Source organism: Paracoccus sp. DMF (genome assembly GCF_004407025.1).
In the GTDB taxonomy this organism is placed as follows: Bacteria; Pseudomonadota; Alphaproteobacteria; order Rhodobacterales; family Rhodobacteraceae; genus Paracoccus; species Paracoccus aminovorans_B.
Window position 1 is genome coordinate 1 of record NZ_SOKV02000037.1, and the last position, 13,825, is coordinate 13,825.

Consider the following 13,825-nt stretch of genomic DNA (forward strand, 5'->3'; position numbering starts at 1 on the left):
GCCGGTCGCGGCGACCATGCCGAACATCACCAGCCCGGCCCCGCCCAGGACCGCCGTCGGCAGCGATTCGACCGCCGCGCCCATCTTCGGGACCAGCCCGAACAGGATCAGGATCACGCCGCCGGTGACGCAGATGAAGCGGCTCTTGATACCGGTGACGCCCACGAGCCCGACGTTCTGGCTGAACGAGGTATAGGGGAAGGTGTTGAAGATGCCGCCGATCAGCGTGCCCAGGCCATCGGTGCGCAGCCCGGCCGACAGGCGGCGCGGCGTGACCTCGCGCCCGGTCATCTCGCCCAGGGCCAGGAACATGCCGGTCGATTCGATCATCACCACGATCATCACCAGCACCATGGTCAGGATCAGCACCGGATCGAAGATCGGCGCCCCGAAGTGGAAGGGGGTGACGATGCCGAACCAATGCGCCTCGGCCACCTTCTCGAAGGTCATCTGGCCCAGGACGATGGTCAGCACCGCGCCGATCAGCATGCCCAGCAGCACCGCGATATTGGCGACGAAGCCGCGGCCGAAGCGCGCGATCAGCAGGATCGCCAGCAGCACCACGCCGGAAATCGCGATGTTCACCGGCCGGGCGTAAAGCGGGTTCTGCACGCTCGCCGCCGGGGCGAAGCCCTCGGGCAGGGCCGGGACGACGCCGGTGCCGGCCAGGTCCTTGAGCTGGTTCAGCCAGCCGGCCGCCACCGGATCGACCACCTTGGGCGCGGTCGGGCCGACCGGATTGCCGAAGATCCAGTTGATCCCGACCCGCATCAGCGTGACGCCGATGACCAGGATGATGGTGCCGGTGACCAGCGGCGGAAAGAATTTCAGCATCCGCCCGATCAGCGGCGCGATCAGCATGGCGATGATGCCGGCACCGATGATGGCGCCGAAGATCATCCGCGCCCCGTCGGGGCCCGGATAGGCATTGGCCATGGCGATCATCGGCCCGACCGAGGCGAAGGTCACCCCCATCATCACCGGCAGCTGGATGCCGAACCAGCGCGTGACGCCGAGGCTCTGGATGATCGTCGCCACGCCGCAGCAGAACAGGTCGGCCGAGATCAGGAAGGCCACGTCCTCGGGCGAAAGCTTCAGCGCCCGGCCGACGATCAGCGGCACCGCGACCGCGCCGGCATACATGACCAGCACGTGCTGCAACCCCAGCGTGGCCATGCGCAGGGGCGGCAGGATCTCATCGACCGGGTCGACGGCCGATCTTGCGGGGCTTGCCATGGTCATCTCCCTCAATGGTCTGGTTTTATTGGCATGTTGCGCGCGCTTGCGCCGTCTTGGCAAATCTTTTCGCGCGGCGGCGGAAACCGGCGCCCCGGCGCCCGGATTTGCGGCGCCGGCTCAGGATCTCGCGGGCAGATGCTCGCGCGCGGCGCGCCTGACGCTGCGCTCCAGTTGCAGGCCCGGCCAGGCGGCCTCGGCCTCGGCCAGCGCCTTGGCGGCGCGGTCGGGCTCGTCCTGCTCGGCGGCGCGGACCGCGTGGGACAGCAGCAGCAGCGCATGGCCCGGCGCCCGCGCCTGCGCCAGGTCCAGCCAGCGCCAGCCGGCCTTGCGGTTGCCGGCGGCGAAACAGGCGTCCGCCAGCCGCTTGGCGGTCAGGAAATCGCCCGGCCGCGCCGCGTCCAGCCATTCCAGCAGCGCCATGGCGCGCTTGAGCCGGCCGTGCAGCCGCAGGACCGAGGCGCAGAAGCCAAGCCGCGCCGCCGCCGCCGCGTCGGGCTGGGCCGGGGGTGTGCCGGCCGCCAGCGCCGCCTCGACCTCGGCCAGCCCTTCCGCGGCAGGCCGCATCTTGCGCCACATGTCGGGCCAGTTCAGCGCCTCGCTTTGCAGGCCGGGGTCGCGGATGAACTCGAACCAGTCGATCCGCACCGTCCACAGCGGCAACACCTGGCCCGAGCCGCCCTGCGCATCGGGCTGGGCGTAAAGCGGCAGCAACGCGGGGGCAAAGCCCAGCATCCGCGCGGTCTTGCCGCCCGCCGACAGCAGCCGCAGGCCCAAGGCCGGCATGATCGGCCCCTCGGCCGCGTGGCCGGTAAAGACCATGTTGACGAAGGCCGCGCCCAGCTGGTCCGGGTCGGTGGTCTCGCTGACCAGCAGCACCTGCCGGCACAGGGGCTTGTCGCGGTTGCGGATCAGCGGCGATTCCAGCCCCTGCCGCGCCAGCCGCCGCGCCTTCTGCTTGCGCCCCGCGCTCCAGGCGGTCGCGGCGAGTTCGCGATACAGGAACGGGAACCGCGCCAGCAGTTCGCGGCGGTCGGCAAGCGCATCGACCAATTCGCTGCCGCGCCCGACGCTTGCGGCATGGCGCGCGGCATAGGCGGCGCTTTGCGCCAGGTCGCCCGGGGCGAAGAAGCTGTCGGGCCGGGCGATGACGCGCTCCAGCACCGCATCGAAGCCTGCGCGGCGCGCGGCATCGGGCAGGTCCGGCGGCAGCGCCAGGATCCGGCAGCCGCCGACGACCGCGGCGGCGCGGGAAAAGGCGCTGTGGCTCGGCGCCCCCACCTCGGCGCAGCCGGCCATCAGCAGAAGCTCCAGCAGGTCGCGCTCGGCCGGCGACAGCGCGGCGGTGTCCAGCAGATCCGCCGCCAGCAGCACCCGGGGATCGCCCTGACGCAGATGCGCGACGGCGGCGGGCGTGTCGGAAAAGGCGATCACCGGCCCGTCATGGCCGGCGATGAAGGCGCGGAAGAACTCGTCCGGGACGTATTTCGACGCCCAAGAGGAATAGGACCAGGGATCGCCGTCCAGGATGTCGCCGCGCCGGACATGGATCGCCACCGGCGCACCGCCCCCGGCCCGGGCGATGACCCGCCGCGCCTTGGCGAGCGCCCGGCCCAGCCGCGGCGTCAGCGCCAGATCGGCCGCCACGGCGCGCATCTCGGCCGCGACCACGGCCGCATCCTCGTCGATGAAGCGCACCACCTCGGACATGCTGTCGCATTCATAGCGCCGCCCCTCGGCCAGGGCGCGGGCGAAGCCCTGGACATTCATGCCCGGCGCCACGGCGCGGACATTCTGCAAGCCCGCGCGGGACGGCGCCTCGGACACGATCTCGATATGGGCGGCGACGAATTCGGCGGTCAGGAAATGCCGCGGATCGACCAGTTCGGGATAGGGGCCGTCGGGCTGCGACAACCACAGGTAGCGGCCGGGGACGCCGAATTTCCGCGCCAGCCGCAGCGTGTTCAGAAGGCAGATCAGCCGCGCGCCGATCCGGTCCTGCCGGAAGCCGATGATCGCCGTCCTGTCCACCATGCCAAACCGTCCCGCGCGCTCCAAGGCGGGGTTGCAACCGCGCCGGCTCCTGCCTATCAGGACGTGCCGCCCTCCAACAGCACGGATTTTCCCCATGGACATCGCCGCCCGCCGCCAGGCCGATCCCGCCCACTGGCGCCTTGCCACCCCGATCCGCACCCTAGCCATGGACGCCGTCGAGGCGGCGAATTCCGGCCATCCCGGCATGCCGATGGGCATGGCGGACGTGGCCACCGTGCTTTTCGGCAAGCACCTGAAATTCGACGCCTCGGCGCCGAACTGGTTCGACCGCGACCGCTTCGTGCTGTCGGCCGGCCATGGCTCGATGCTGCTCTATGCCACGCTCTACCTGACCGGCTACGACCAGATGAGCCTCGACCAGATCAGGAACTTCCGCCAATGGGGCGCGATCACCGCCGGCCACCCGGAATACGGCCATGTCGAGGGGGTCGAGACCACGACCGGTCCCCTGGGCCAGGGCATCGCCACCGCGGTCGGCATGGCCATGGCCGAGGAAGCCATGCGCGCCCAGTTCGGCGCCGACCTGTGCAGCCACAAGACCTGGGTCATCGCCGGCGACGGCTGCCTGATGGAGGGCATCAGCCAAGAGGCCATCGCGCTGGCCGGCCACCAGAAGCTGCGAAACCTGATCGTGCTCTGGGACAACAACGACATCACCATCGACGGAAGGGTATCGCTGTCCGACAATACCGACCAGCTGAAGCGCTTCGAGGCCTCGGGCTGGCGCACGCTCAGCTGCGACGGCCATGACGCGGCCGACATCGACCGCGCGCTGACCGATGCCGCCTCGGGCAAGGACGACCGCCCGGTGCTGGTCGCCTGCAAGACCATCATCGGCTTCGGCGCGCCGAAGAAACAGGACACCTCGGGCGCCCACGGCTCGCCGCTCGGGGCCGAGGAGATCGCCGCCGCCCGTGCCGCCTTTGGCTGGGAACACGGCCCCTTCGTGATCCCCGAGGACATCCTGGCCGACTGGCGCGCCATCGGCGCCCGCGGCCGCAGCGCGCGCGAGGCTTGGGCCGCCCGGGTCGATGCCGCGGCAAACCGCGACGAATTCGCCCGCCGCATCTCGGGCGAGCCGAACCCGCGCCTCGCCCCGGCCATCGCCGCGCTGAAGGAACAGGCGCTGGCCGCCAAGCCCAAGGTCGCGACCCGCAAGGCCAGCGAAATGGTGCTGGAGGTCATCAACCCCGAACTGCCCGAAACCCTCGGCGGCTCGGCCGACCTGACCGGCTCGAACAACACCAAGACCAAGGATCTGGGCGCCTTCACGCCGGAGAACCGCACCGGCCGCTATGTCTATTACGGCATCCGCGAACACGGCATGGCGGCGGCGATGAACGGCATCTGGCTGCATGGCGGCCTGCGCCCCTATGGCGGCACCTTCATGTGCTTCACCGACTATGCCCGCGGCGCCATGCGGCTGTCGGCGCTGATGGGCCTGCCGGTGGTCTATGTCATGACCCATGACAGCATCGGCCTGGGCGAGGACGGCCCGACCCACCAGCCGGTCGAGCACCTGGCGATCTGCCGCGCCACGCCGAACACGCTGACCTTCCGCCCCTGCGACCTGGTCGAGACCGCCGAGGCCTGGGAGATCGCGCTCTCGAACGATTCCGCCCCCTCGGTGCTGGCGCTGTCGCGTCAGAACCTGCCGCTGCTGCGCGAGACCGCGGGCGAGAACCTGACCGCGAAAGGCGCCTATGTCCTGCGCGAGGCCTCGGGCGAGCCGCAAGTGATCCTGATGGCCACCGGCTCCGAGGTCGAAATCGCCGTCGCCGCCCGCGAGACGCTGGAAGCCAAGGGCATCCCGACCCGCGTCGTCTCGGTGCCGTCGATGGAACTGTTCCGCGATCAGCCCGAGGACTATCGCCGCCAGGTGCTGCCCAAGGGCCCGGTCCGCATCGCCATCGAGGCGGCGGTGCGCCAGCCCTGGGACTGGCTCTTGCTGGGCGAGCGCGGCAAGGAAAAGAAAGCCGGCTTCATCGGCATGACCGGCTTCGGCGCCTCGGCCCCGGCGCCGACGCTCTACAAGGAATTCGGCATCACCGCCGAGGATACCGTCGCCCTGGCGAAACGCCTGCTCGACTGACCCGCAAGGGCCGCGCCCCGCATCGGCGCGGCCCCTTCCGCCGCTTTCCGTTTTCCAAATACCCAAACCGCCCGCGCGGCCCAGGCCCCGGCCTTCTCTGTTTTCCAAATACCCATCGCGCCCGCGCCACCCGGCGCGACCGCCCCCATGGACCCCGGCCCGTGCCACAGGCATAAGACGCGGGGAGACCCGCATGACACCGCCCCAGACCACCCTGCCGCCGATCATCGCCGTCCCGGGCAACCCGGGCCGCGCGACGCAACTCACCGGCATCCTGCTGCTGCTCATGGCGATCTTCACCTTCACGCTGATGGACGCGACCGGCAAATATCTCGCCACGCGCTATCACCCGGTGCAGGTGGTCTGGGTGCGTTTCGTCGCCAATCTCGCCATCGTGGCGCTGGTGCTGGCACCAAGGCTGCGCAGCGCGCTCGCCACGCGCCGGCCGGTGGTGCAGCTGTTCCGGGGCGTGACGCAGCTCGGCTCGATCCTCTTGTTCTTCAGTTCGCTGCAATTCATCGGCCTGGCCGAGGCCACGGCGATCATGGACATCAACCCGGTGCTGATCACCCTGGGCGCCGCGCTGTTCCTGGGCGAAAGCATCGGCATCCGCCGGGCGTTGGGCATCGCGGCGGCGCTTTGCGGCGCGCTGATCATCATCCGGCCCGGCGCCGGCGTGTTCCAGCCCGCCGCCGTGCTGCCGCTGATCGGCGCCTTTACCTATGCCGCCGGCGCCATCCTGACCCGCATCGCCCGCAGCGATTCCACCGCGACCTCGGTCCTGTGGTCGGCGCTGGTCGGCTCGGTGCTGGCCTCGTTTGCGGTGCCGTTCTTCTGGCAGCCGATCGCGGCCGGGGACCTCTGGGCCTTCGCGCTGCTGGGGCTCTTCGGCACCGTGGCCCAGGCGTTGCTGATCCGCGCCTTCGCGCTCGCCGAGGCCGCCGCCATCGCCCCCTTCGGCTATACCGGCCTGATCTGGGCGGGCTTGTGGGGCTGGCTCTTCTGGGGCAACCTGCCGGATCTCTGGACCGTCACCGGCGCCTTGATCATCGTCGGCGCCGGCCTTTATGTCTGGATGCGCGAGGCCCGCGCGATGAACCGGGCCGGTTGAGCAGGACCGCGATGAGCGACACCGACACACCCGAGCCCGTGCCCCTGCGCGACCGCATCGCCAATGGTGCCTTCCTGGCCATCATGGGGCTGGCGCGCGCCCTGCCCTATGAGCGCCGCATCCCGGCGATGGGCTGGTTCTTCGCCTGGGTGCTGGGGCCGCTTGCCGGCTGGCGCCAGCGCATCCGCACGAACCTCGCCATGGCCCGTCCCGACCTTTCGCCCGCCGAATTGCGCCACCTGCTGCGCGCGGTGCCGGAAAACGCCGGCCGCTCGCTGGCCGAGATCTATTCCGGCGCCGAATTCGTCGACCGTATCCACGCCGCCGACCCGCTGACCGGCCCCGGCCTTGCCGCGCTGGAGCAGGCCGCCCAGGCCGGCCGTCCGGTGATCCTGGCGGTGGCGCATTTCGGCAATTACGACGCCATGCGCGCGGCCCTGGCCGGGCGCGGCTGGCCGGTCGGCGCGCTCTACCGGCCGATGAACAACGAGGCCTTCAACCGCCACTACATCCCCGCCATGCGCGCCATCGCCGAGCCGATGTTCCCGCGCGGCCGCGCGGGACTGGCCGCCATGCTGCGCTTTCTCAAGGGCGGCGGCTGGATGGCGCTGGGGTTCGACCAGTTCGACGACCACGGCGCCGAGCTGCGCTTCTTCGGCCTGCCCACCAGGACCGTGCTGACCCCGGCCGAGCTTGCCGTCCGCTACGATGCGCTGGTCGTGCCGGTCGCCGGCATCCGCCAGCCCGACGGGCTGAACTTCCGCGTCGAGGTCGGCGCGCCGATCCCGCACAGCGATCCGGCGGCGATGATGCAGGCGCTGAACGACGATCTCGAGCGCCTGGTCCGCGCGCATATGGCGCAGTGGTTCTGGGTCCACCGGCGCTGGAAACGCCGGCGCTAGACGGCGAAACCCTTTCCCTCGGGTTGTAGTCCGGTTTATAAGCCCCGCAGCCGCCGCGCAGAGAACGCGGCCCCATGAACGACATCCAGAGGACGGCATGAGCGACGATTCCAAAGAAGCTGGTCACGAAAAGCGCCATCACGAAGGCGATGTCGCCTTCATCCAGGCCCTTGCCGAACTGCTCAATCGCAACGAGCTGACCGAGCTGACCGTCAAGCGCGAATATGACGAAAACGACCGCCTGACCGTCAGCCTGTCGAAGCAGCAAAAGCAGATCGTCCAGACCGTCGCCGCCGCCCCGGCCGCCCTGCCCGCACCCGCCGCCGCGCCCTCGGCCGCCGCTGCCGCCCCGGCTGCGAGCGAGGATCCGGCCAGCCTGCCCGGCGTCGTCACCTCGCCCATGGTCGGCACCGCCTATCTGTCGCCCGAGCCCGGCGCCAATGCCTTCGTCAGCATCGGCCAGCAGGTCAAGGAAGGCGAGACGCTGATGATCGTCGAGGCGATGAAGACCATGAACCATATCCCCTCGCCGCGTTCGGGCACCGTCAAGCGCATCCTGGTCGACGACGGCAGCCCGGTCGAATACGGCGCCCCCCTGATGGTGGTCGAGTGAGCGGGCAGATGTTCGACAAGATCCTGATCGCCAACCGCGGCGAGATCGCGCTGCGCGTGATCCGCGCCTGCCGCGAGATGGGCATCGCCACCGTCGCGGTGCATTCCACCGCCGATGCCGACGCGATGCATGTGCGCATGGCCGACGAATCCGTCTGCATCGGCCCGCCGCCCTCGCCGGAAAGCTACCTGTCGCAACCGGCGATCATCTCGGCCTGCGAGATCACCGGCGCCCAGGCGATCCATCCCGGCTATGGCTTCCTGTCGGAAAACGCCGGCTTCGTGCAGATGGTCGAGGATCACGGCATCGCCTTCATCGGCCCCTCGGCCGAACATATCCGCATCATGGGCGACAAGATCACCGCCAAGGAGACCGCGAAATCGCTGGGCATCCCGGTGGTTCCCGGCTCGGACGGCGGCGTGCCGGACGTGGCCTCGGCCAAGGCCGTGGCGGCCAGCATCGGCTATCCGGTCATCATCAAGGCCACCGCCGGCGGCGGCGGCCGCGGCATGAAGGTGGCGCTGGACGAGGCGAGCCTGGAAAACGCCTTCCGCACCGCCCGGGCCGAGTCGAAAGCCGCCTTCGGCAATGACGAGGTCTATATCGAGAAATACCTGCAGCGTCCGCGCCATATCGAGATCCAGGTCTTCGGCGACGGCCGCGGCCGCGCGGTCCATCTGGGCGAGCGCGACTGTTCGCTGCAACGCCGCCACCAGAAGGTGCTGGAAGAGGCGCCCGGCCCGGTCATCACGCCCGAGCAGCGCGCCGAGATCGGCGGCATCTGCGCCAATGCCATGGCCAAGCTCGGCTATCGCGGCGCCGGCACCATCGAGTTCCTGTTCGAGGACGGCGCGTTCTATTTCATCGAGATGAACACCCGGCTCCAGGTCGAGCATCCGGTGACCGAGGCGATCTTCGGCGTCGACCTGGTGCGCCAGCAGATCCTGGTCGCCGCCGGCGCCGAGATGGAATTCCGCCAGGAGGACCTGAAGATCAACGGCCACGCCATCGAGGTCCGCATCAACGCCGAGAAGCTGCCGAACTTCACCCCCTCGCCCGGCAAGATCTCGCAATACCATGCCCCCGGCGGCCTGGGCGTGCGCATGGACAGCGCGATCTATGACGGCTACCGCATCCCGCCCTATTACGACAGCCTGATCGGCAAGCTGATCGTGCATGGCCGCGACCGGCCCGAGGCGCTGGCGCGGCTCAGCCGGGCGCTGGACGAGCTGATCGTGGATGGCGTCGATACCACCATCCCGCTGTTTCACGCCCTGCTGGAAAACCCCGACATCCAGCGCGGCGATTACTCGATCCACTGGCTGGAACGCTGGCTGGCCGAGATGGCCAGCACCTGACATGGCCGGACGGCGACCGGCAGCCCGGGCATGAGCGGCGGCCTGACGGCCGGCGCCATGCTGGCCGCCTATGCCCGGGGCGTCTTCCCGATGGCGGGCTCGGCCGCGGACCCGCAGCTCTACTGGTTCGAGCCCGGCCTGCGCGGCATCCTGCCGGTGGGCGGCGTGCATGTCTCGCGCTCGATGCGGCGCTTCCTGCGGCATTGCGGCTGGCAGGCCGACATCGACCGCGACTTCGCCGGCGTGGTGCACGGTTGCGCCGACCGACCCGAGACCTGGATCAACCCGCAGCTCTTCGCGCTCTATCAAGAGCTGTTCCGCATGGGCCACGCCCATTCGATCGAGATCTACGAGGGCGACCGCCTGATCGGCGGCATGTTCGGCCTGGTGCTGGGCGGCACCTTCTTCGCCGAAAGCATGTTCTCGCGCCGGCCCAATGCCTCGAAGGCGGCGATGATCTGGATCTCCGAGCATCTGGCGCGCTGCGGCTTCACGCTGTGGGACACGCAATATCCCAATCCGCACCTGGCCTCGATGGGCGGGCAGACCATTCCGCGCGCCGAATATCGCCGCCGGCTGGCGGCGGCGCTGCGGATCGAGGCGGATTTCCTGGCCGAGCCGCTGCCCACGGCGCTTGTCCTGTCGCAAACCGCCAGCCGGGAGCCTTAGGCTGATCCGGAGCTGCATTCTGTCGCGACCCAGGCCCGAGACCGGCCCGAAAGAAGCCTAGGCTGGGCTATTCCCCTGCATCTGTCCCCGGGTAGGCGGGCATTATCGCCGCGCCTGGCAGCCTGTTTGATCCCGCGGTTAATGGTGCGACCTTTGCCAGAAATGGTGCGGCGACCGCAAGCTCCGCTCGCAAGGCTGAGCCGGAAGCTTGGGGATGCCGTGCAACGCGCACAGATCGAAGCCTACCGCTCCCGAGGCACGGGCGCGAAGCCGGACTGGACGATACAGGGCTCGGGGCAGGCTTCATGCAATTCCGGCCATAAGCCGGGCGCCTATTGCCGCAAGGAAGGCTGCGGACCCGGCGCGCCCAGTTCGTCGACATGCGCAAGCGGCTTAGAGCCCGGATCTGCGCCGTGAGAGACAAGGAGTCGCCGACGATCTCAAAAACCTGGTCGGCGCCCAAAAACCATGCCGGATCATCAGATCGGAGAGATCGAGCGCGGATCGAAAGTGCCGTCGCACGAGAGAACAATCTGGTGACAGGCCCGGCTGCAGCGTCCCATTCCCCGGAATTGCTCCGGCTATGGGCAGCCTCATCGCCGAGATGCCCGAATTCGGCCGGATGACCGCCGGCGAAGCCGCAGCCATTACAGCCGTGCCCCCTACCACCTGCGCGGCAAGCGACTGATCGGGGGCGGCGAGCGCTGCGAGATGTTCTGTTCCAGGCAGCACCCGCCGCAGGCCGCAATCCGGCACTTACGACACCGGCAAAACACCTCGAAGAACGCGACAGGCCGCACAAGCTCATTATTGTTGCAGGCTGACACAATCGCAAATGCGGCCCTCGAAACGACCACGACATGGCGAACCAACCCGTCGATCAGATCCAGCTGCTAGGCCCGGTCGCAGGCCACCACCCAGACGTCATAGCGCGAATCGTCCAGCGCCGAGAGCGCCGGAGCCGAGGCGATCATCCAGCCGGAAAACACCTGCTTGTTGGCGCGCCGGTCGGTGATGGTCAGTTCGGCATAGGCGTCGGCGCTGGGATCGGCGGCCGGAGAGCGGCATTCCGCAAGGCTGACCTGCAGACGGCCGAATTCCACCGACTGGCCGTTCGCCAGATCGAAGTCGCGGGTCTGGCCGGTGATCTTGTCGAGCCCTCGCAGCTGCGCGCCCTGGCCGCGCGCGGTCTCGGGGCCCTTGGCAGCCTCGGCGGCGCGCTGGCGCTCGGCGGCCGACGGCTCGGCCGGCACCACCGCCTGCGGATCGTCGCTGAAGGCCGGGTCGACCATCAGCTGCTGGTCCTCGTCCGGCACCTCGTCCTGGGCCAGCGCCGGGCTTGCCGCCAGCAGCAGGCACAGGCAGGCGCGGGTCAGAAACTCGGTCATTGGGCGCCCTCCTCATCGGCCGCGCTTTGCGAATCCACGAATTTCATCATCAGCGAGAGCAGGCTGACGGCGCCCTGCACGTCCTCGATCTCGTCGCCGGGCTGCAGGTTCTCGGCTGCGCCGCCGGGTTGCAGCTCGATATAGGCGCCGCCCAGCAGGCCGTCCGACTGGATCAGCGCCGCGCTGTCCGTGGGCAGCACGATCCGCTCGGGCAGCCGCAGCCGCGCCTCGGCGAAATAGGTCTGCGGGTTCAGCTCGACTGCCGCCACCCGGCCGACCTTGACCCCCGCGACACGCACATCGGTGCCGACCTCGATCCCGTCCACGTTCGGAAAAGCCGCGCGCAGTTCATAGCCGCCCCCCAGCTGGCCGCGCAACGCGCTGCCGCCGGCGGACCAGGCCAGAAAGCCGGCTGCGACGGCAAGGACCGCCGCGCCGACCCACAGCTCGGCCCGTTCGGCGGCGCTGGTCACCGGCTTACTCGGGCTGCCAGGCGTCGTAGTCGCGGCGCTGCGTCGGCTCGGCCCGATAGAGCGAGCCCACCGGGTGATAGGCGGCCGGCGTGCCGGTCATGTTCGGCTCATGCGGCTTTTCCCAGGGCTTGTGGCCCAGCGGCTCCTGCGTCGGCGGCTGCTTGTAGGTGTGATGCAGCCAGCCGTGCCATTCGGGTGAGACGCGGCTTGCCTCAGCCTCGCCATTGTAGATCACCCAGCGGCGCTTGCCGCCACCCGACTGGTAATAGACGTTGCCCTGATCATCCTGGCCGACCTTCTCGCCGTAGAGCCTGGTCCAGACCTGGGTGTTCAGGGTCTGGCTGTTCCACCAGGTCAGGATGCGAAGCAGAAGCGACATGGGTGCGAACCTCTTGAATTTGTCTGGCCGAGATATGGCGCAACTCGCCCGGAAGGTCCAGAGAAGTTGCGCCTGACGGTCCCTTCCCCCGCCAGCCAGAAGACGGGCCGGGAATCAGATCCGAGAGTCGCGGCAGCCCAGCTGCACCGATCCAGCCGACCAACCACAAGGGAACAGACGCCTGCCGCATGCCAGCGTCCATGCCTGTCCTGCGGGCTGCCAGCCAATCCAACCGGCAACGCCGGGCGAGATCACCGCGACACCGTCAGGCCGTCTTAGCTGGCGGTCGCGGTTTCCTTCTTGGCGTCGGTGTGGATCAGCAGCGGCTTGGCGGTCGCGTTGTCGACGGCATCCTCGTTAACCACCACCTCGGCCACGCTGTCCATGCCCGGCAGGTCGAACATCGTGTCGAGCAGGATGTCCTCCATGATCGAGCGCAGGCCCCGCGCGCCGGTCTTGCGCTTGATGGCACGGCGGGCGATGGCGGTCAGCGCGTCCTCGGTGAAGGTCAGCTTGACGTTTTCCAGGTCGAAGAGCCGCTGATACTGCTTGACCAGCGCGTTCTTCGGCTCGGTCAGGATGGTGATCAGCGCGGCCTCGTCCAGATCGCCCAGCGTGGCGATGACCGGCAGGCGGCCGACGAATTCCGGGATCAGGCCGAATTTCAGCAGGTCCTCGGGCTCGAGCTGCTTGAAGAGCTCGCCCACGCCCTTGTCGTCGTTTTCCTTGACCGAGGCGCCGAAGCCCATCGCCGTGCCCTTGTTGCGCTGCGCGATGATGCGGTCGAGGCCTGCGAAGGCGCCGCCGCAGATGAACAGGATGTTGGTCGTATCCACCTGCAGGAACTCCTGCTGCGGATGCTTGCGCCCGCCCTGCGGTGGCACGCTGGCGACGGTGCCTTCCATGATCTTCAGCAGCGCCTGCTGCACGCCCTCGCCCGAGACGTCGCGGGTGATCGAGGGATTGTCGGACTTGCGGGTGATCTTGTCGACCTCGTCGATATAGACGATGCCGCGCTGCGCCCGCTCGACGTTGTATTCCGACGCCTGCAGGAGCTTCAGGATGATGTTTTCCACATCCTCGCCGACATAGCCGGCCTCGGTCAGCGTGGTCGCATCGGCCATGGTGAAGGGCACGTCCAGGATGCGGGCCAGGGTCTGCGCCAGCAGCGTCTTGCCGCAGCCGGTCGGGCCGATCAGCAGGATGTTCGACTTCGCCAGCTCGATGTCGGTCTTGGAGCTGTGGTTCAGCCGCTTGTAGTGGTTGTGCACCGCGACCGAGAGCACGCGCTTGGCATGTTCCTGGCCGATGACGTAATCGTCCAGCACGTTGCAGATCTCGCGCGGGCTGGGCACGCCGTCGCCGGATTTCAGCGCCGAGGTCTTGGTCTCTTCGCGGATGATGTCCATGCAGAGTTCGACGCATTCATCGCAGATGAACACGGTCGGCCCGGCGATCAGCTTGCGGACCTCGTGCTGGCTCTTGCCGCAGAAGCTGCAATAGAGCGTGTTCTTGCTGTCGCCGCCGGTCGGGTTGGCCATCGGTTCGA

At 68.8% G+C, this 13,825-nt stretch carries 12 protein-coding genes; 6 read left to right on the forward strand and 6 right to left on the reverse strand.

Annotated elements, in window-relative coordinates; translation table 11 throughout:
• Together E3D03_RS15810 and E3D03_RS15815 are read right to left on the reverse strand one after the other, a co-directional pair.
• Window positions 1-1,236: nucleobase:cation symporter-2 family protein (locus tag E3D03_RS15810; RefSeq protein WP_263567739.1), on the reverse strand; the 1,236-nt coding region annotated here is incomplete at its 3' end.
• Between the two features lie 120 nt (window positions 1,237-1,356).
• The gene (locus E3D03_RS15815; protein ID WP_263567740.1) at window positions 1,357-3,270 is read right to left on the reverse strand and encodes a hypothetical protein; all 1,914 of its coding nucleotides are present in this window, start codon (window positions 3,268-3,270) and stop codon (window positions 1,357-1,359) included.
• A 94-nt stretch (window positions 3,271-3,364) separates the two neighbouring features.
• Here E3D03_RS15815 and tkt point away from each other — a divergent pair, with 94 nt between their 5' ends.
• From tkt to aat, 6 genes are all read left to right on the forward strand, one after another.
• Complete coding sequence (gene tkt, locus E3D03_RS15820) at window positions 3,365-5,383, forward strand: transketolase (RefSeq protein WP_263567741.1); 2,019 nt, start codon at window positions 3,365-3,367, stop codon at window positions 5,381-5,383.
• Between the two features lie 193 nt (window positions 5,384-5,576).
• Window positions 5,577-6,494: a DMT family transporter gene (locus E3D03_RS15825; protein ID WP_263567742.1), complete on the forward strand. Its 918-nt coding sequence runs from the start codon at window positions 5,577-5,579 to the stop codon at window positions 6,492-6,494.
• A gap of 11 nt (window positions 6,495-6,505) precedes the next feature.
• Window positions 6,506-7,396, forward strand: a complete 891-nt coding sequence (locus E3D03_RS15830; protein WP_263567743.1) for a lysophospholipid acyltransferase family protein — start codon at window positions 6,506-6,508, stop codon at window positions 7,394-7,396.
• A 97-nt stretch (window positions 7,397-7,493) separates the two neighbouring features.
• The gene (accB, locus tag E3D03_RS15835) at window positions 7,494-8,009 is read left to right on the forward strand and encodes an acetyl-CoA carboxylase biotin carboxyl carrier protein (protein WP_263567744.1); all 516 of its coding nucleotides are present in this window, start codon (window positions 7,494-7,496) and stop codon (window positions 8,007-8,009) included.
• An 8-nt stretch (window positions 8,010-8,017) separates the two neighbouring features.
• Window positions 8,018-9,367: an acetyl-CoA carboxylase biotin carboxylase subunit gene (gene accC / locus E3D03_RS15840; RefSeq protein ID WP_263567745.1), complete on the forward strand. Its 1,350-nt coding sequence runs from the start codon at window positions 8,018-8,020 to the stop codon at window positions 9,365-9,367.
• A 30-nt stretch (window positions 9,368-9,397) separates the two neighbouring features.
• Window positions 9,398-10,036, forward strand: coding sequence for a leucyl/phenylalanyl-tRNA--protein transferase (gene aat, locus E3D03_RS15845; RefSeq protein ID WP_263567746.1), 639 nt, complete (start codon window positions 9,398-9,400; stop codon window positions 10,034-10,036).
• A gap of 893 nt (window positions 10,037-10,929) precedes the next feature.
• On the opposite strand, the gene E3D03_RS15850 is transcribed toward aat, so the two are convergent.
• The 4 genes from E3D03_RS15850 to clpX form a co-directional block, all read right to left on the reverse strand.
• Window positions 10,930-11,424 (reverse strand): DUF2155 domain-containing protein, encoded by a 495-nt coding sequence (locus tag E3D03_RS15850; RefSeq protein ID WP_263567747.1) that lies wholly within the window; start codon window positions 11,422-11,424, stop codon window positions 10,930-10,932.
• A complete protein-coding gene (gene mlaD / locus E3D03_RS15855) occupies window positions 11,421-11,897 on the reverse strand; it encodes an outer membrane lipid asymmetry maintenance protein MlaD (RefSeq protein WP_263567748.1) in 477 nt (158 codons plus the stop codon). Before mlaD ends, E3D03_RS15850 begins: the two co-directional genes overlap by 4 nt.
• 4 nt (window positions 11,898-11,901) lie before the next feature.
• Complete coding sequence (locus E3D03_RS15860) at window positions 11,902-12,276, reverse strand: NADH:ubiquinone oxidoreductase subunit NDUFA12 (protein ID WP_263567749.1); 375 nt, start codon at window positions 12,274-12,276, stop codon at window positions 11,902-11,904.
• Window positions 12,277-12,551: 275 nt separating this feature from the next.
• On the reverse strand, window positions 12,552-13,817 hold the full coding sequence (gene clpX / locus E3D03_RS15865; protein WP_062560758.1) for an ATP-dependent Clp protease ATP-binding subunit ClpX: 1,266 nt from the start codon (window positions 13,815-13,817) through the stop codon (window positions 12,552-12,554).
• Window positions 13,818-13,825 lie beyond the last annotated feature (8 nt).